The 17,679-nt window shown below is 73.0% G+C and carries 15 protein-coding genes and 1 pseudogene; 2 read left to right on the plus strand and 14 right to left on the minus strand.

The genetic code is table 11. The features are described 5' to 3' along the window. Positions 1-30: 30 nt before the first annotated feature. Entirely contained in the window at positions 31-807 is a 777-nt protein-coding gene (locus tag FHS34_RS25250) for a creatininase family protein (RefSeq protein ID WP_184969325.1), read from the plus strand. Positions 808-1,064: 257 nt separating this feature from the next. Here the strand turns inward: FHS34_RS25250 and FHS34_RS43840 are convergent. From FHS34_RS43840 to FHS34_RS25275, 5 genes and pseudogenes are all read right to left on the minus strand, one after another. After that, positions 1,065-2,237, minus strand: a pseudogene (locus FHS34_RS43840) (lysylphosphatidylglycerol synthase transmembrane domain-containing protein); the annotation flags it as partial. Then, positions 2,234-3,220 (minus strand): class I SAM-dependent methyltransferase, encoded by a 987-nt coding sequence (locus FHS34_RS25260; RefSeq protein WP_184969636.1) that lies wholly within the window; start codon positions 3,218-3,220, stop codon positions 2,234-2,236. The pseudogene FHS34_RS43840 and the gene FHS34_RS25260, both read right to left, overlap by 4 nt. Before the next feature lie 305 nt (positions 3,221-3,525). Then, complete coding sequence (locus tag FHS34_RS25265) at positions 3,526-4,707, minus strand: glycosyltransferase family 4 protein (protein WP_184969327.1); 1,182 nt, start codon at positions 4,705-4,707, stop codon at positions 3,526-3,528. Beyond that, positions 4,704-5,102: a 6-pyruvoyl trahydropterin synthase family protein gene (locus FHS34_RS25270; RefSeq protein ID WP_184969329.1), complete on the minus strand. Its 399-nt coding sequence runs from the start codon at positions 5,100-5,102 to the stop codon at positions 4,704-4,706. The genes FHS34_RS25265 and FHS34_RS25270 overlap by 4 nt, the downstream gene beginning before the upstream one ends. Positions 5,103-5,227: 125 nt before the next feature. Then, positions 5,228-6,202, minus strand: coding sequence for a zinc-dependent alcohol dehydrogenase (locus tag FHS34_RS25275; RefSeq protein ID WP_184969331.1), 975 nt, complete (start codon positions 6,200-6,202; stop codon positions 5,228-5,230). Between the two features lie 107 nt (positions 6,203-6,309). On the opposite strand from FHS34_RS25275, the gene FHS34_RS25280 reads away from it, so the two are divergent. Beyond that, positions 6,310-7,083 carry a CDP-alcohol phosphatidyltransferase family protein gene (locus FHS34_RS25280; RefSeq protein WP_184969333.1) on the plus strand — a complete coding sequence of 258 codons (774 nt, stop codon included), beginning with the start codon at positions 6,310-6,312 and terminating at the stop codon, positions 7,081-7,083. A gap of 133 nt (positions 7,084-7,216) precedes the next feature. Here the strand turns inward: FHS34_RS25280 and FHS34_RS25285 are convergent, their stop codons facing one another. From FHS34_RS25285 to FHS34_RS25325, 9 genes are all read right to left on the minus strand, one after another. After that, entirely contained in the window at positions 7,217-7,444 is a 228-nt protein-coding gene (locus FHS34_RS25285) for a hypothetical protein (RefSeq protein WP_184969654.1), read from the minus strand. 133 nt (positions 7,445-7,577) lie between these two features. Then, positions 7,578-8,813, minus strand: coding sequence for a L,D-transpeptidase (locus tag FHS34_RS25290; RefSeq protein WP_225817728.1), 1,236 nt, complete (start codon positions 8,811-8,813; stop codon positions 7,578-7,580). A gap of 187 nt (positions 8,814-9,000) precedes the next feature. After that, positions 9,001-10,917, minus strand: a complete 1,917-nt coding sequence (locus FHS34_RS25295; protein WP_184969335.1) for a discoidin domain-containing protein — start codon at positions 10,915-10,917, stop codon at positions 9,001-9,003. A 213-nt stretch (positions 10,918-11,130) separates the two neighbouring features. Beyond that, a complete protein-coding gene (locus tag FHS34_RS25300) occupies positions 11,131-12,495 on the minus strand; it encodes a GH1 family beta-glucosidase (RefSeq protein WP_184969337.1) in 1,365 nt (454 codons plus the stop codon). Between the two features lie 29 nt (positions 12,496-12,524). Beyond that, complete coding sequence (locus FHS34_RS25305) at positions 12,525-13,364, minus strand: carbohydrate ABC transporter permease (protein ID WP_184969639.1); 840 nt, start codon at positions 13,362-13,364, stop codon at positions 12,525-12,527. Positions 13,365-13,398: 34 nt separating this feature from the next. Then, positions 13,399-14,385, minus strand: a complete 987-nt coding sequence (locus tag FHS34_RS25310; RefSeq protein WP_184969338.1) for a carbohydrate ABC transporter permease — start codon at positions 14,383-14,385, stop codon at positions 13,399-13,401. 8 nt (positions 14,386-14,393) lie between these two features. Continuing rightward, positions 14,394-15,710 carry an ABC transporter substrate-binding protein gene (locus tag FHS34_RS25315; RefSeq protein ID WP_184969340.1) on the minus strand — a complete coding sequence of 439 codons (1,317 nt, stop codon included), beginning with the start codon at positions 15,708-15,710 and terminating at the stop codon, positions 14,394-14,396. Between the two features lie 175 nt (positions 15,711-15,885). Further along, complete coding sequence (locus tag FHS34_RS25320; protein WP_372478615.1) at positions 15,886-16,899, minus strand: MFS transporter; 1,014 nt, start codon at positions 16,897-16,899, stop codon at positions 15,886-15,888. Between the two features lie 210 nt (positions 16,900-17,109). After that, complete coding sequence (locus tag FHS34_RS25325) at positions 17,110-17,631, minus strand: TetR family transcriptional regulator C-terminal domain-containing protein (RefSeq protein WP_184969344.1); 522 nt, start codon at positions 17,629-17,631, stop codon at positions 17,110-17,112. Positions 17,632-17,679: the final 48 nt, after the last annotated feature.

Raw genomic sequence — 17,679 nt, forward strand, 5'->3', positions numbered from 1 at the left:
TCCTAAGCAGAGACGAAAGGCCGTGAAGAGATGAGTGGTTCGGGCGCGCGGATGGCGGCAGACGCGGTGGCGAGCGGCGTGGTGCCGACGGACACCACGGAAGACGTACGGACGCGGGGGGCGGGCGTTTCAGCACAGGTGGCCGTCCTTCCCGTCGGGAGCTTCGAACAGCACGGTCCGTACCTTCCGCTGGCGACCGACACGCTGGTGGCCTGCGCCGTGGCGCGGGAGATCGCCGCCGCGTACCCGGTGCACCTCCTCCCTCCGGTGACGGTCTCCTGCTCGCACGAGCACGCGGCCTGGCCGGGGACCGTCAGCATCTCCGCCGTGACCCTCCACGCGGTGGTCTCGGACATCGCGGCGTCGCTGCGCCGCTCGGGCGTCGAGGCGCTGGTCGTGGTCAACGGGCACGGCGGCAACTACGTGCTGGGCAACGTCGTCCAGGAGGCGTCCGCGCGCGGCGAGCGGATGGCGCTGTTCCCGGCCGCCGAGGACTGGGAGGCCGCGCGGGAGCGGGCCGGGGTGGTCACCTCGCTGCTCACCGACATGCACGCGGGAGAAATCGAGACCTCGATTCTGCTGCACGCTCACCCCGAATTCGTCCGCCCTGGTAACGAGTCCGCCGATTTCACCGCCGACGACCGCCGGCATCTGCTCACCGTGGGAATGTCCGCCTATACCGAATCGGGCGTCATCGGCCGTCCTTCCCTGGGTTCGGCGGAAAAGGGAAAGAAACTGCTGGCGAGCCTGGCGGAATCCTTCGAGCCGTATTTCGCGCTGCTCGGCCCGGCGGCGGGCGAGGAGTAGCCCGAAGCGCCCTGCCGGCCGGGACCCGTGGGGGCGGCCCCGGCCGGCGGGGCGTCACCGGGCGGCTGGTGGGGGGCGGGCACGGCCGGCAGGTCCGCACCCGACGGCCGGTGGGGGGCGGGCGCGGGGCCGGGGGGCGGTGCGGGGGACGTGGTGCTCGGGGTCGCGTACCAGCGCCGGACCAGGACGGCGGCGCCGGGCAGGCTCGCCACGAGGCTCAGGACGCCGTACACGACGGCGACCGCGACGCCGGTGTCCGCGCCGAGCCCGGCCGCGCCGAACGCCCACGCGGTGACGCCCTCGCGGGGGCCGAAGCCGCCGACGTTCAGCGGCAGGCCCATGGCCACCAGGGCGAGCACGGCAAGCGGCAGCAGCACCGCCACCGGGGCGGCGGAGCCGGCGACCCGGGCCGCCACGACGAACGTGGCCAGATGCCCGGCCAGGACGATCGCGGAGGAGAGCGCGACACCGGGGCCGCTCTGCCGGGACGCCAGGCCCTGGCGGGCCTCGCCCAGGGTCCGGCGCAGTGCGCCGCCGCGGCGGGCGGGGCGGTTCATCCGTACGGCGAGTACGACGGCGAGCGCCCCCGCGGCGGCCAGTGCCACCAGCGGCGCGAAGCCGCGGACCTGGGCGCGCACCGGGGACGGCAGGGTGAGCAGCAGTACCGCCCCGGCCACGGTCAGCGCGATCTGTCCCGCGACCCGCTCCAGGACGACGGCCTTGACCCCGCGCCGGACGTCGCCGGCGCTCTGCCCGTGCCGGACCGCGCGGTGCACATCGCCGAGGATGCCGCCGGGCAGGGCCGCGTTCAGGAAGAGCGCGCGGTAGTAGTCGGCGACGGCCGGTCCCAGCGGCAGCCGCAGCCGCAGGCCACGGGCGACCAACTGCCAGCGCCACGCGCTGAACGCCGTGGTGACCGCGCCGATTCCCAGCGCGGCCAGCACCGTCCCGGCGTCGATCCGCCGCAGCCCGTCGAGCAGCACACCGGTGCCGAGCCGCCACAGGAGGGCACCGAGGATGACGACACCGGCGAGCGTGCCGAGGTGGGTGCGCAGGGCGCGCGAGTCCGGGCGCCGGGTGGCGGAGGGCTGCGCGGGACCGGCGGTGGGGAGCGTGCCGGCGCTCGGCACGGGGGCGGGGGGTGCCTCGGCGGAAGGTGCCGGCCCGGTGGAAGGTGCCTCGGTGGCGGGCGCTTCATCGGCGGGCGCCCGCGTGTGGCTCCCGGGCGCGGGCGTCACGCGTGTCCGGTGCGCTTCCGCCTCGGTGCCGCGCGGACGGACCACGCCCCCCGGCGCGACCCGCACGCGCGCGGGGCCGGGCCCCGGTGCCGCCTCGGCGCGTGACGGGTCCGTCGGGTTCGTGCGGGAGGGTGTGCCGGTGGCGGCCGGCGGGGCCGCTCTTGTCGCGGCTGTCGCCGCGTTCGCGGTCACGGCGTGCCGCCCGTCGGCCGGGGCAGCGCCAGCAGGTCCGTGTGGTGGACGGTGGCCCGGAGCGTGCCGGCCGCCAGGGCGGCGAGCCGTGCGTCCAGGTACCGCTCGGCGGGCCGGCGCAGTTCCGGACGCTCCTCCACGGCCGCGCCCACCCAGCCGCGCAGCCACTGCTCGGTCAGCGCGGCCTCCTCGGGGCCGAGGCGCCACGCGCTCGGGTGCAGCCGGACCGTCGCCCCGCGCTCGGAGAACGCCTCGCAGGCCACGGTGACCGCGTCGGGGCCCAGCAGTCCGGTGCGCCGCTGGTGGTCGTTGAACGCCTCGGCGAGCTCGGCGTCCAGCGGGTCCGCCGGGGTGAGTTCGACGCGGCCCGCGACGGACAGGGTGAGCAGGGCCGCGCAGCCGGCTCCCACGCAGGCGCCCGCCAGGGTCTCGACCTCCTCGCGGGTGAGGACGTCGAGCAGCGCGGACGCGGTGACCAGGGACGCCCCGCTCAGCGCGTCCGGGGTGAGCCGGGAGACGTCACCGCGCCGGGTCTCCACCGTGACCCCGCTGCCGTCGGCCGCGGAGCGCGGGGAGGCCACGGCGGCGAAGTGCAGCAGGTAGGGGTCGCGGTCGTGCAGCACCCAGTGCTGGGCACCGTCCAGACGGGGCGCGAGCCAGCGGCCCATCGAGCCGGTGCCGCAGCCCAGGTCGTGCACGACCAGCCCGCCCGGCCGGCCCGGCAGATCGGCCAGCCGGATCCGCAACGGGTCGAGCAGATCCTGCGCGCGGGCCACCGCGTCGGCGGCCTCCCGCAGTTGCAGCCACTCGGGCGCGTACCGCGGCGGCTCCTCGGGGCCGCCGTCGCGCAGCCGCAGGGTGGCCCGCTCACCGGTGGGGGCGACGGGTCCGGCTCCGGCGATGACCGGTACGGCGGAACCGTCGGCCCCGGAGTCGGCCCCGGAGACGGTCCCGGAGTCGGCGGCGGAGTCCGTCCCGGCGATGCCCGGTGCGGCGACCCGGTCGGCGACCGAACCGCCCCCGGCCGCGGCGGCACCGTCGGCACCCGCACCGGTCTCGGCCGCCGTCCCGGAACCGGAGCGGCCGTTCCGGTCCCCCGCCCCGGCGGGGCCCGCCGCACCGGACTCCCCGCCCGGGCCCCCCGTACCCACACGCATGTCCACGTCCACGGCCGGCACCTCCTCGTTCGCCGCGCTCGCGGCCCTCCGTACGGACTCCCCCTCACCGGGGCCGGGCTGAGCCGGGATCAGCCCACCCGGCCGGACCGCGACCTCCGGACTCCGCTCGCTCATGCCGTCCTCCTCGGGGGTTCCGGAAGCCGCTGGAGGACCGCCGCCAGGCTGCGCGCCGTGGTCGCCCAGCCGTCGAGCGCGGCGCGGCGGCCCCGGGCCGCGGCCTTGAGGCGGCGGCGTACGTCGGGTTCGCCGAACCAGCCGCGCAGTTCGGCGGCGAGCGCGGCGGGGTCCTCCGGCGGGACGAGGATGCCGGGCACCCCGCCGTCCGGCGCACGGCCGACCGCCTCGGGCAGGCCGCCCACGTCGGTCGCGAGGACCGGGATGCCGCGGGCCAGCGCCTCGGTCACCGCCATGCCGTAGGTCTCGGCGTAGGAGGTGAGGACCATCAGGTCGGCCGTGGCGTAGGCGGCGTCGAGGTCGGCGCCGGACCGCGGGCCGGTCAGGCGCAGCCGGTCGGTGAGGCCGTACCGGGCGATCAGCTCGCGGAGGTGGGCCACGTACGCGGGGTCGTGGCCGAGGCCGCCGACGCACTCGCAGACCCACGGCAGGTCCCGGACCGAGGCGAGCGCCTCCACCAGCCGGTGCTGGCCCTTGCGCGGGGTCACGGCGGCCACGCACAGCAGCCGGGAGACGCCGTCGGTGCCGGGCGCGAGGGGCGCGATGTCGGCGCCGGGGGCGGCCACATGCACCCGGTCGGGTGCGAGCCCGTGGTGGGAGACGAGCCGGCGCACCGCCCAGTCGCTGGTGGCGATCACCGCGGGGACGGCGCGCAGCACCGTCCGCTCGCGGGTGTCCAGGTCGGCGGCGACGGCCGGGTCCAGGCCGGTCTCGTCGCCGAGCGGCAGATGGACGAGGACCGCGAGGCGCAGCCGCCCGGCCTCGGGTAGGACGGTCTCCGGGACGCCGCAGGCGACGATGCCGTCGAGGAGGACGACCGAGTCGTCCGGGAGGTCCCGCAGCGTGCGGGCGAGCTCCTCGCGGGCGGCGCCGTCCGGGCGCGGCCAGCCGCCGGGTACGGCGTGCCGGGCGACCTGCCAGCCGAAGCCGGGCAGGTCCAGGCAGATCCGGCGGTCGTAGGCGTTGCCGCCGCTCGGCGCGGCCGGGTCGTCGACACCGCCCGGCATCACGAAGTGCACGGTGCGCAGGGACATGGGGGTGAGTCCGGCGTTCTCGGCGGGGATCGGCTGCACGGGCACGTAGGTGAGGCGTGCCCGCTCCACGGTCAGGTCGGTCACAGGCCACGCTCGTAACTCGCCCAGGCGATGTGCGACTCGTGCAGGGTGACCGACACCCCCGACAGGCCCTTGGCCCCCTCCCCCAGGACGCCCTTGTGGACGCGTTCCACGAGCCGGTCGGCGATGACCTTGGCGAGGAACTCGGTGGAGGTGTTGACGCCGGCGAACTCGGGTTCGTCGTCGAGGTTGCGGTAGTTCAGCTCGGCGGTGATGGCGCCCAGCTCCTGCGTGGCCAGACCGATGTCGACCACGATGTTGTCCTCGTCCAACTGCTCGCGGCGGAACGTCGCGTCCACGAGGAACGTGGCGCCGTGCAGTCGCTGCGCGGGCCCGAACACCTCGCCGCGGAAGCTGTGGGCGATCATGATGTGATCGCGGACGGTGATGCTGAACAACGGACGACCCTCCAGGTGCGGCGCGTCTGGTCCCCCCGCCCTTGCCCGCAGGGGGATGCCGTGTAGTACGGCTCTTCGCTTCCCCCTGTTCAGCCGTGTCTCACTCTTTTCTCAGGTCAGGCCGTCTACGGGTACCGGACCCGGTGACACAGGGCGGGGATCTCGCCGGATGCCAGCCGGGGCAGGACGGAGGGGAGTTCCTCGAAGGCGCTCTCCGAGGTGATGAGGGCGTCCAGCGCGGGGTCGGCGAGCAGGTCCAGGGCGAGCGCCATCCGGTCGGCGTAGCCGCGGCCGGCCCGGGCGGCCGGGGAGACGGTGCCGACCTGGCTGCTGCGCACGGTGAGCCGGCGGGAGTGGAACGCCTCGCCGAGCGGCAGGGCCACGGTCCGGTCGCCGTACCAGCTCATCTCGACGACGGTGCCCTCCGGGGCGAGCAGCTGCAGGGCCCGGGCGAGGCCGACCTCGCTGGCGCTGGCGTGCACGACGAGGTCGCGGTCGCCGAGGGCGTCGGCGGGCGCGGCGAAGTCGACGCCGAGCGCCTCGGCGGTCTTCGCCCGGGCCGGGTCGGCGTCGACCAACTGCAGCCGGACGCCCGGGAAGCGGGCGAGCAGCGCGGCGACCGCGCAGCCGACCATGCCGCCGCCGATCACCGTGATCCGGTCGCCGATCAGCGGCGCCGCGTCCCACAGGGCGTTCACGGCGGTCTCGACGGTGCCGGCGAGCACGGCCCGTTCGGCGGGCACGCGCTCGGGCACCACGGTGACGGCGCTCACCGGAACGACGTAACGGCTCTGGTGCGGATACAGGCAGAAGACCGTACGGCCCAGCAGGGCCGCCGGGCCCTCCTCCACCACGCCGACGCTGAGGTAGCCGTACTTGACCGGTCCGGGGAAGTCGCCCTCCTGGAACGGCGCCCGCATCACGGCGTGCTGGCTCTCGGGCACCCCGCCGCGGAAGACGAGCGTCTCCGTTCCCCGGCTGACTCCGGAGTACAGGGCGCGCACCAGGACCTCGTCCTCGGCGGGCGCCGCGAGGGTGACGTCGCGCAGCTCTCCGTGGCCGGGTGAGCGGAGCCAGAACGCGCGGGCCGACCGGTTCATCGGCATCCTCCTGAACGATCGGGAAGTTGTTCACGTACCGAGTTGTGCACAGGCCGCGCACAGTACGCGGCGTTGATCGACTCTGTCACTCGTCCGGAGGGTGTGCGGTGGCCCTGAACAACACGTATGAGGCGAGGCTCCAGCAGGAGACCGCGGTGGGAGCGGGCGTGCAGATCCTGCTGCTGGCCCTGCTCGGCCCGGCGATCGGCATGGGGCCGGCCGGCTGGCTGACGGGGCTCGCCTTCGCGTTCGCCACCTGGGCGGTCCTCTCCCGCGCCCTGCACCGGTCCCGGCTGCGCTCCTTCGGCCCCGCGAACCGGGTCACGCTCGGCCGGGCCACCCTGGTCGGCGGGGTGACCGCGCTGGTCGCGGACTCCTTCCGGAGCGCGCCGCCGGTGACGCTCCTGGTCTCCCTGACCGCGGTGGCCCTGCTGCTGGACGGGGTGGACGGCAAGGTGGCCCGCCGCACCGGAACGTCGAGCGCGCTCGGCGCCCGTTTCGACATGGAGGTCGACGCGTTCCTGATCCTGGTGCTCAGCGTTTATGTGTCGACACAGCTCGGGCCGTGGGTGCTGCTGATCGGCGGCATGCGCTACGCGTTCGTCGCCGCGGCCCGGGTCGCGCCCTGGCTGACCGCCCCGCTGCCGCCGTCCTTCGCCCGCAAGACCGTCGCCGCGATCCAGGGCGTCTGCCTGCTCGTCGCGGGAGCGGAGCTGCTGCCCGGCCCGGCGAACCTGGCGATCACACTCCTGGCCCTGGGCTCCCTGGTGTGGTCGTTCGGCCGGGACGTGCTGTGGCTTTGGCGGAACTCCCGTGTGCCGGCGCGGGTACCGGCCGAGCAGCCGCGGCAGCTGCTGGAACTGGAGCTGGCGGCGCGCTGAGCGCGGACGGCGGGAGGGCCCGGACCGGCGAACGGTCCGGGCCCTCGCGCACGCGGGGAGCGCGCCGTCGCGGTCCCCGCCGCCCTTCCTCCCCGGCCGGCACCGAAACGGGCCGGCGAGGGCTGGCGGCGGACTACATCCTGCGGATGAACCCCAACACCGGTACCTGCCCGGCGTTCAGCAGCCGCCGGGACGCCGAGATCACCCTCGGCATCCACCGCCGGGTGCCGGTGTTCGTGCACGAGTCGCGCGCGGACGGCAGGGGCGTGACCCAGCCCAGTTCGTGCCGGCTCACCAGATCCACGGGCAGCGCCTCGGCGCCGTGCACCGCGCCGAGCAGGGCGCCGGTGAAACAGGCCACGGACCCACCGCCGTAAACCTCGGCAGACACCGGAGAACGCCCCGCTTCCATGCGCCAGGCGGCGGCCGGCATGGTGTCGGCCGCCGCCTGGCGGAAGGGATTCATGTTCGGATGCGTGGAACGGAGCCTCGCATCAGTTGGCCGCGCTGCCCGCGACCCACTCGCCCCACGGCATGTTCCAGTCGCTGAGGCCGTTGTCCGGGGCCAGCGTGGTCTTGTCGTCGGAGTTCTTGACGATCACGACGTCACCGATCATCGAGTGGTCGAAGAACCACGCCGCGGGCTGCTTGCTGTCGCCGCCGCCCTTGACGTCCTTCAGCCCCACGCAGCCGTGGCTGGTGTTGGCCTTGCCGAAGATCGAGTCGGCGCCCCAGTAGTTGCCGTGGATGAACGTGCCCGAGTCGGACAGGCGCATGGCGTGCGGTACGGCCGCGATGTTGTACGAGGGCTTGCCGTCCTTCTCCGTGATGTTGACGCTCGCGGCGTCCATACGGATGTGCCGGAACTTCTCGGAGATGACCATCTGGCCGTTGTACGTCGGGTGCTCGGGGCTGCCGGACGAGATCGGTATGGTCTTGATCTTCTTGCCGTCCCGCACGACGGTCATCCGCTTCGTCTTGGCGTCGACCGTGCTGATCTGGCTCCGGCCGATCTTGAACGTGACCGTCTTCCGGACACCGTCGAGGTTCAGCCGGACGGTGACGGTGGAGCCGGGCTTCCAGTACTGCTCGGGGCGGAAGTCCAGGCGGCCGTCGCCCAGCCAGTGGCCGACGACGCGCTGGCCGCTGCTGGAGCTGACCTGGATCTCCGACTGCACGGCGGCCTTGTCGGTGACCGCCTTGTCGAAGGTGAACGTCACCGGCATGCCCACGCCGACGGTCGAGCCGTCCTGGGGAGAGAGGTGCCCGATGAAGTCGTTCGCCGGGGAGACCGTGGCTATCGTGGCGTTCTCGGTCGCGGAGCGGCCCTTGGCGTCCTCGGCCTCCGCGGCGACCTGGTACGTGGTGGCCCGCTTCAGCGGACTGTCCGGCTTCCACGATGTGCCGTCCGCGGACAGCGTGCCCGGGATCTCGGCGCCGGTCGCGACGGCGGTCATGGTGACCCTGGTGAGCTTTCCGTTACTGACGGTGACCCTGACGGGGTCGTCGATCGCGACGCCGCGGGCGCTCCGCCCGGACGTGATCGTCACATGGGCATCGGAAGCGTCCTGGGCGGCCGGCTGAGCCACTGGAGCAGGCGTTCCGCTTGTGGCGTCGGTGTCGCCGGTGGCGGCGTTACCGGTGCCGGCGAGGGCCGTAACCGCGAGCACGCCGCCGACAACACCGGCCGCGACCGTCAGCTTGGTCTGCCGTTTGCGCGCCGTGTTCAAACGCTTCTCCCTACCCTTGGGTTCCCGAGTGCCTACAGATGGTTGCTTAAGGAACACAACCAGCCGTTCCCGTCATTTATACCCACTTGCATGACCTAAATGGGGCAATAGTGGTGAAGGCCACCTGCCGCCGAGGGCGGGGCGGTGACCCATGAGCCGCCCGCCCGCCGCCCCGGGGGCGCGCCCGTCAGCCCTTCTGCTCCACCCGCACCCAGTCCACCTCCGCCTGCACTCCCCCGCCCGCGATCCGGTCCACGCTGGACTGCGGCAGGCCCCAGTAGGGGGCGGTGACCTTGTTCCAGCCGGCCGGGTAGGCGCCGCCGAGGGCGAGGTTCAGGATGACGTACTGGTCGTGGTCGTAGACCCATTGACCGCGGGTGGACTCCAGCTTGTCGCGGGTCGTCTCCTGGACCAGGCGGTCGTCGACGTGGAAGCGCAGCGCCGTCGGGGTCCATTCGACGGCGTAGGTGTGCCACTGGTCGGCCGTGCCGCCGTTCGGATAGGTCTGGCGCGCACCGATGTTGCCGTCGGCCGAGTAACCGGGGCCGTGCAGGGCCGTGCTGGTCCAGTCCGGGTAGCCGATGTTCTCCATGATGTCGGTCTCGCCGGAGGCGGGCCAGGAGACGGCGGGGTCGTCGACGTCGCTGCCGAGCAGCCAGAAGGCCGGCCAGAAGCCGTCGCCGACCGGCAGTTTCATCCGGGCGCTGACCTTGCCGTACCTGAAGTCGAAGTGGGTGTGGGTGTCGACGCGGCCGGAGGTGAAGTCGTAGGTGCCGCCGCCCGCCCGGGTGCAGCCCTTGCAGTACTTCGCCTTCAGGAGCAGGGTGCCGTTCTGCGTGCTGATGTTGTCGGTGGAGTCCGTGTACGCCTGGGACTCGCCGTTGACCGGGCCCATCTCCGTGCCGGTGCGCACCACCCGCCACTTGGAGCGGTCGAGGGCGGCGCCGGTGAAGTCGTCGAAGAAGGTGGTGCGGTAGCCGCCCGGCTGGTCGGCGGGGAGGGCTCGGTAGGCGGCGGAGGCGCTGCCGCCCGTGCCCCACACCTCGAACTCGTAGAGCGAGTAGCCGAACTGGGCGGTGGCGGGTGCCGGGTTGTAGAAGGAGCGGCGTTCCTTGCCGACCATGCGGACGTAGCGGCCGGTCGCGGGTGACGGGAGCCTGACCGAGTCGTGTACGCCGGCCGCGTCGCCCGGCGCCTTGACGTTGCCGCGGCGGGCGGCGATGTCGGCGGCCGACGGCTCGTAGACCGTGCGCCAGGTGCTGTTGTCGTCGGACACCTGGAGCAGGTAGTCGACCGCGTAGGCCGACTCCCAGTACAGGTCGACCGTGTCGATGACCGACCGGCCGCCGAGGTCCACCGACACCCACCGGTCCTTGTTCCAGTCGCTCGACCAGCGGCTGGTGTCCCCCTTGAGGTCGGCGGGCCGGCCGCCGTCCGTGAGGAACGCCGGTGAGTGCCCCGCGTCCTGGTAGTAGTTCGCGTAGGCCGGGTGGTTCAGGGCGAGGTTGGTGCGGGTGGTGGACGCGGGGGCCGGTTCGCCGCCGTAGACCTTGAGGCTCCACAGCGAGTAGCCGTAGGGGGTGGCGCGTTCCAGGCCGCGCAGGCGGACGTAGCGGCCGGTGACCTCCCGCGGATAGGCGTGCGCGGTGACCGGGCCTCCGGTGCCGGCGGTCTCGGTGTAGAACGGCGTCCAGTCGGTGCCGTTCGTCGAGACCTCCAGGACGTAGCGCCTGCCGTAGGCCGCCTCCCAGTCGAGGACGACCCGGTCGACCCGGATCACGGAGCCGAGGTCGACGCGGATCCAGGCGTCGTCGGCGAAGTCGCTGGACCAGCGGGTGGCGCCGTTGCCGTCGAGGGCGAGGCCGGGGGCGGTGCCGGCGTTCTCGCTGCCGGAGGCGGTGACGGCGGCCGGGTTCGCCGCGTACGCGGCGGCGGCGCGGTCGGTGTCCCAGCCGGCGGCCGCGGAGGCGGGAGCCGGGGCCGCGTGCGCGGGAGCCGGGGCCGCGGAGGCGGGCGCGGAGAGCACCGGGCCCGTGCACAGCAGGGCCGTGGCGGCGAGGGCGGCGAGCGGGGTGCGGGGGTTGTGGGAGGCACGGGAAGGCATGCGGCTCTCCTTGTGGGGCGGAGGTGCACGGGCGGTGCAGCGGCGCGCGGTTCTGTCGTGCTCATGACAGGCAGATGCTCATGACCTGCAGATGCTCATGACCTGCAGCGGAGCCACGGCCCCGCGGCGGTCACGGCTCGGGGCCCTCGGGGGTGGTGCGGGCCGGTGGACACGGCTCCCCGCGCGTGTCCACCGGCCCGGTCCGGGCCGGGCTCAGGCGGCCCGGCGGCCCTGGCCGCGGTGGACACGGACGATGTCCGCGTACCGGCGGCCGCTGCCCTTGATCGTGCGGACCTGCGTCCGGTAGTCGACGTGGACCAGGCCGAACCGCTTGTCGTAGCCGTACGCCCACTCGAAGTTGTCCAGCAGGGACCAGGCGAAGTAGCCGGCCAGCGGGGCGCCCTTGCGCACGGCCGAGGCGCAGGCCGCGAGGTGGCGTTCCAGGTAGTCCTGGCGCTCGGGGTCCTCGACGCTGCCGTCGGGGCGGACCACGTCCGGGAAGGCGGAGCCGTTCTCCGTGACGTAGAGCCGGCGGGCGCCGTACTCCTCGGTGAGCCGGAGCAGCAGCGTCTCGATACCGGACGCGTCGATCTCCCAGTCCATGCCGGTGCGGACGACACCCTCACGGCGGACCGACCGGACGTGGGGCGCCGGGCCGTCGGGGTCGTCGGCGACGTAGGCCGGGAAGTAGTAGTTGAGGCCGAGCCAGTCCAGCGGGGTGGCGATCGTCTCCAGGTCGCCCGCCCGCTCGGGGAGTTCGACGCCGTAGACCTCGCGCATGTCGGCGGGGAAGCCGCGGCCGTGCACCGGGTCGAGCCACCAGCGGTTGACGTGCCCGTCGTGCCGGCGGGCCGCCGCCCGGTCCTCGGGACGGCCGGTGGCGGCGTACACCGTGGAGAGGTTGTTGACGATGCCGACTTGCGCGTCGGGAGCGGCGGCGCGGATCGCCTGCGCGGCCAGGCCGTGGCCGAGGAGCAGGTGGTAGGAGGCGCGTACGGCGGCCGTCAGGTCGGTCCAGCCGGGGGCCATGGTGCCCTCCAGATGGCCGATCCAGGCCGAGCAGGAGGGCTCGTTGAGGGTCGTCCAGAGCTTCACGCGGTCGCCGAGCCGGGCGGCGACGGCCGAGGCGTACTCGGCCAGGGCGAGGGCGGTGTCCCGCTCCGGCCAGCCGCCGCGGTCCTGGAGCGCCTGCGGCAGGTCCCAGTGGTAGAGGGTGACGGACGGGGTGATGCCCGCCTCCAGCAGGGCGTCCACCAGCTCGTCGTAGAAGGCGAGCCCCTTGGGGTTCACCGGTCCGGTGCCGCCGGGGATCACGCGGGGCCAGGCCACGGACAGGCGGTAGCCGTTGACGCCGAGTTGCCGCATCAGGCCGATGTCCTCGCGCCAGCGATGGTAGTGGTCGCAGGCGACGTCGCCGTTGTCCCCGTTCGCGGTCTTCCCCGGGGTGTGGGAGAACGTGTCCCAGATCGAGGGCGAACGGCCGTCCTCGGCAACGGCTCCCTCGATCTGGTACGCCGCTGTGGCCGTGCCCCACAGGAAGTCGTGCGGGAGGGCGGCGAGATCGATGCGTTCGGACACGGAGGTTCCTTCGTGATCAGGGGTGGTGGTCACTTGACGGCGCCCGCCGTCAGGCCCGCGACGAGATAGCGCTGGAGCAGCAGGAAGCCGGCCACCACGGGCACGCTGACGACCAGCGAGGCGGCCATGATCTGGTTCCAGTAGACGTCGCTGAGGGTGGAGTAGCCCTGGAGGCCCACGGCGAGGGTGCGGGTGGTGTCGTTGGTCATGACGGACGCGAAGAGCACCTCGCCCCACGCGGTCATGAAGGCGTAGACGGCGACCGCGACGATGCCGGGGACCGCGGCCGGTACGACGATCCTGAGCAGGGCGCCGAACGGGCCGCAGCCGTCCACCAGCGCCGCCTCGTCCAGATCGCGCGGTACCGAGTCGAAGTAGCCGATCAGCATCCAGATGGAGAACGGCAGCGAGAAGGTGAGATAGGTGAGGATCAGGCCGCCGCGGGAGCCGAACAGGGCGATGCCGGTGGCGTTGCCGATGTTGACGTAGATCAGGAACAGCGGGAGGAGGAAGAGGATGCCCGGGAACATCTGCGTCGACAGCACGGTCACCGTGAAGACGCGCTTGCCGCGGAAGTCGTAGCGGCTGACGGCGTAGGCCGCGAACACGGCGATGACGACCGAGGCGATCGTCGCCGCGCCGGCCACGATGAGCGAGTTCACGAAGTACTTCGCGAGCGGGACCGTCGACCAGATGTCGATGTACGGGCGGACGGTCAGACCGCTCGGCAGCCAGCGGAACTTGCCGGTGACGTCCGCGAGCGGCTTCAGCGAGCTGGAGACCATCACGTACACCGGGATCAGCACGAACCCGGTGAGCAGGGTGAGGAAGATCCGCCGGGACCACAGGAACGACCGGGGCGGGGCCATCGGCGAGCGGGTGCCGGGCACCGGCGAGCGGGTGCTAGACATCGGCGGCCCTCCGTCCGCGTGAGGTGAACAGCAGGTACAGGCCCGTGACGACGAGCAGGAAGAGCAGCAGCAGGACGGACATGGCGGAGCCGGTGCCGAAGTTCCAGGTCACGAAGGAGGCCTGGTAGATGTGGACGGAGATGAGGTCGGCTGCCTCGGGGGCGGACTTGCCGAACAGCACGTACGGCGTGTTGAAGTCGTTGAACGTCCACAGGAACAGCACGAGGACCAGGACCTGGTTGACCGGGCGCAGCGAGGGCAGGGTGATGCGGCGGATCTGCTGCCACGTCCCGGCGCCGTCCAGCGCGGCGGCCTCGTACAGCTCCCGGGGGATGTTCTGCAGTCCGGCCGTCACGATGAGGAAGGCGAACGGCCAGCCCTTCCAGACCGAGACGGTCAGCAGGGCGTAGAAGCTGTTGTCGCCGATCAGCCAGAAGGAGGGCTCGCCGGTGAGGTGCAGCTGGTCGTGCAGGACGTGGTTCACCAGGCCGTTGTCGTGCTGGAACATGAACACCCAGGTGATGACGGCCGTGTAGACGGGCAGCGCGTACGGCACCAGGAAGAGCGCCCTGAGCAGGCCGCGGCCGCGGAAGGTGTCCTGCATGAAGACCGCGGCGGCGGTGCCGATCAGCCAGCACAGGCCGACCGAGAGCAGGGTGAAGCCGACGGTGACGAAGAAGGAGTGCAGCAGGGCCTCGCCGACGGGGGCGTCGAAGTCCACCGAGACCTGGTAGTTGCCGAGGCCGGACCAGGGGGCGGTGCCCCAGTCACGGATGTAGAACTGGGTGAGTTCCTTGAAGCTCATCACGGTGCCGATGGCCATCGGCACCAGATGGACGAGGAGTTCGAGCAGCAGGGCGGGCAGGAGCAGCAGGTAGGGCAGGGAGACGCGGCGCAGCCGCCCGGTGCGGCGGCGGGGTTCGCGCGCCGCACCGGGGGCCGCCCGGCGCACCGGCTCCTTGAAGGCGGTGGTCGTCATCTTCCGGATCACGCCGCCGGCATCTGCTGCTGGGCCTTCTGCAGCTTCGCCTCGACCGAGTCGGCGGTCACCGCGCGCCCGGCTGCGGCATCGGCGAAGAGGGCCTTGACCGCCGTGCCGACCGCCGTCTCGAACTGCGACTCGGACGCGACCTGCGGCAGGGCGGCCGCGCTGACGGCGAGGGTGTCCTTCAGCACCGCGGTGGCCGGGGTGCCGAACGCGGCGTCCGCCTGCGCCGACTTGACCGGCGGGATGGAGCTGTAGGCCGTGTTGAGGATCTTCTGTTCCTCGTCGGAGGTCATGAACTTCACGAACCGCGTGGCGCCGTCGAGGTTGTCGGTGTTCTTGAAGACGGCCATGTTGATGCCCATGACCGCGGAGTTGACCTGGGTGCCGCTGCCGGGCTTTCCGGAGATCACCGGGACCGGCGCGATGCCGTAGGCGTCCTCGCTCATGCCCTGGGACTTGAGGTTGGCGGCGGCCGACTGCCACAGCAGCATCGCCAGCTTTCCCTTGGCGAAATCGCTCACCGACTGGTTCTGCGCGTACTCGGCGTCGCCGGTGGGGATGGCCTTGTCCTTGGCCATCAGGTCGACGTAACTCTTGACCGCCTCGACCACCTTGGGGCTGGTGAAGTCGGGCTTGCCGTCGGCGGTGAAGAAGTCGGCGCCGTGCTGCTTGGCGAAGACGAAGACGTGGTGGATGTTCTCCGACAGGTTCGAACCCTCGGCGCCGAGCGCGGACTTGCCCTTGGCCTGGATCTTCTTGCTGTCGGCCGTCAGCTCGGCCCAGGTGGCCGGGGGCCTCGCGATGCCGGCCTCGGCGAAGATCTTCTTGTTGTAGTAGAGCGCGTACGCCATCGAGTACAGCGGGATCGCCGCCGGGTCCTTGCCCTGGGCGCCGGTCGAGCCGAGCGCGGTGTCGGCGAACCGGTCCCTGCCGCCGATCCTGGCGAAGTTCTTCGCGTCCCAGGGCAGCAGCGCGCCGGTCGCCTGCAGGGAGGCGCTCCAGGTGTTGCCGATGTTCAGCACGTCCGGCCCCTGGCCCGAGGTGGTGGCGGTCAGGATCCGGTTGAGCAGGTCCGACCAGGGCACGACCTCCAGCTCCACCTTGATGCCGGTCTGCTTCTCGAACTTGTCGAGCTCGGGCTGGAGGACCTTCTTGTCCACCGCGACGCTGGCGCCCTGGTTGGAGGCCCAGTATGTGAGCGTCTTCGGGGAGTCGTTCGACCCGCCGCCGGTGGACGATCCGCCTCCGCAGGCCGTGGCCGCGAGGGCGAGTGACAGGGTGACGGCGCCTACGGCCGCGGCTCGGATGCTGCGCATGGCTCCCGGTGTCCCTTCGGGGATTGCACTCATGACTTAATTTAGGACGTGAGTTAATCCGTACGAGGGGCGGTCGTCAAGGGATTCGACAGCCCGATCCGGTCCGGACCGGCCGCGGGTGCCAGTCCGGGGCCGAGCTCACCCCGGCCCCCGGGCGCCTTTCCGTGGTGCCGGGTCAGCCCCGGCGGACCGTCTCGCGGACCTCCGGTGCCGCGGCGCCGTGGGCCACGGGGGTTCCGCCCCGCCGCGCCGGCCCGCCGGTGCGGCGCAGTTCGGGCAGGACCGTGAGCAGGCCCAGGGCGGCCAGGGCGGCGCCGAGCCAGAGCGGGGCGCGCAGGCCCCGGGCGTCGAGGGCCACGGCGCCGAGCGAGGAGCCGACGATGACGCCGAGCGTGATGAACGAGGTGTGGACGCTGTTGACCAGCGGGCCGGCGTTGCCTGCGCGCTGGACCCTGGTGGCCATCGCCGGGTTCATGGTGACGCCCACCAGACCGATGCCCAGCAGGCAGACCACCGCGGGGACGGGCGCGTCGGCGAGCACCGCGAAGCCGCCGAGGAAGAGCAGGTTGAGCAGCAGGCCCACGGCGAGGACCGGCACGGCGTACCGGTCGGCGAGCCGGCCGACGACCGCGGTGGCGGCGCCGTAGGCGATCAGCAGCAGCGGAACGGTGGCCGCCGGGAAGCCGGTGAGGCCGGTGAGGATGGGGTTGAAGTAGCTGAAGGCGGCGAAGGTGGCTCCGATGACCAGCGTGCTGGTGGCCGGCGCCCGCCACAGCCGGGGCCGCGCGAAGACCCCGGCCTCGGCGCGCAGGCCGCCGCTCGGGGCGGGGCCGAGCCATGGCACGCCGGCCGCGGTGGCCGCGCCGGCGGCCAGGGCGAGCACCGAGACGGCCCAGAACGCGGCGCGCCAGCCGAGCCGTTCGCCGATCAGGGTGGACAGCGGCAGGCCGAGCAGGGTGCCGAGCATCAGGCCGTTCAGTGCCACGGCGACGGCCCGGCCCCGGATCTCGGGCCGGGTGAGGCGGGCGCACAGCGAGAGGGCGACGCCGAAGAAGGCCTGGGAGGCGACGCCGGTGACGATGCGGGCGGTCAGCATGACGCCGTAGCCGGTCGCGGTGGCGGCGAGGACGTTGCCGGCCAGGAAGACGGCGAGGAGCACGAGGAGGGCGGTGCGGGGCGGGAGCCTCATCACGGCCACGGTGAGCACCGGCCCGCCGAGCGCCATGGCGGCGGCGCGGCGTGATGCGTTTTAGATCGCTCGGTTCAAAAAGCGGGCAGCCGGACGCCGGGTGAAGTCGCCGCCCGGCGGGCGGAAGGGACCGGCCGGATGGACGGGAACAGAGGGATGGAGGCCGGCGGACGGGACAGTCGGACGGCCCCGGTCAGGTGACTGGACGGGTCAGGTGGTCAGGGCGTCCAGGGCGATCGCCGCGACGGACTCCAGGGCGGCACGGTCGGCACCGCCCTGCGCGGAGACCCGCAGGCCCGCGACGGTGGCGTTGAGGAACCGGGCCAGGTCTCCGGCGTCCCGGGGCGAGGTGATGCTGCCGTCGCGCCGGCCGGCCTCGACCGTCGCGCGCAGCGCCGCCAGCCGGAGAGCCGTGTCGCGCTCCAGGATCCCGGCCGCGACGGCGTCCCGGCCCGCCAGTTCGACCGTCGTGTTCACGGAGAGACAGCCCAGGCTCCGGCCCGCCGGCCGGTTCCCCGCGTCGCCGTCGAGCACCAGGACGAACAGGGCCCGGATGCGGTCGGCGCCGCTGCGCGCGGGATCCTCCAGCACGGCCAGCTGGGCCTCGTTCATGGTGGTCAGATAGCGGTGCAGGGCGCGCTGGAACAGCTCGTGCTTGCTCTTGAAGGTGTTGTAGATGTGCATCGCCGCGTCCAGGGCCCGCTCCTCGTCGAACGTCCTCGGTCGGGCCATGGGGGAAACCTAGCCGTTTTGGACCGGTCGTCACAATATGGCGCCGGT

This window comes from Streptomyces echinatus, from assembly GCF_014203595.1.
GTDB lineage: Bacteria > Actinomycetota > Actinomycetes > Streptomycetales > Streptomycetaceae > Streptomyces > Streptomyces echinatus.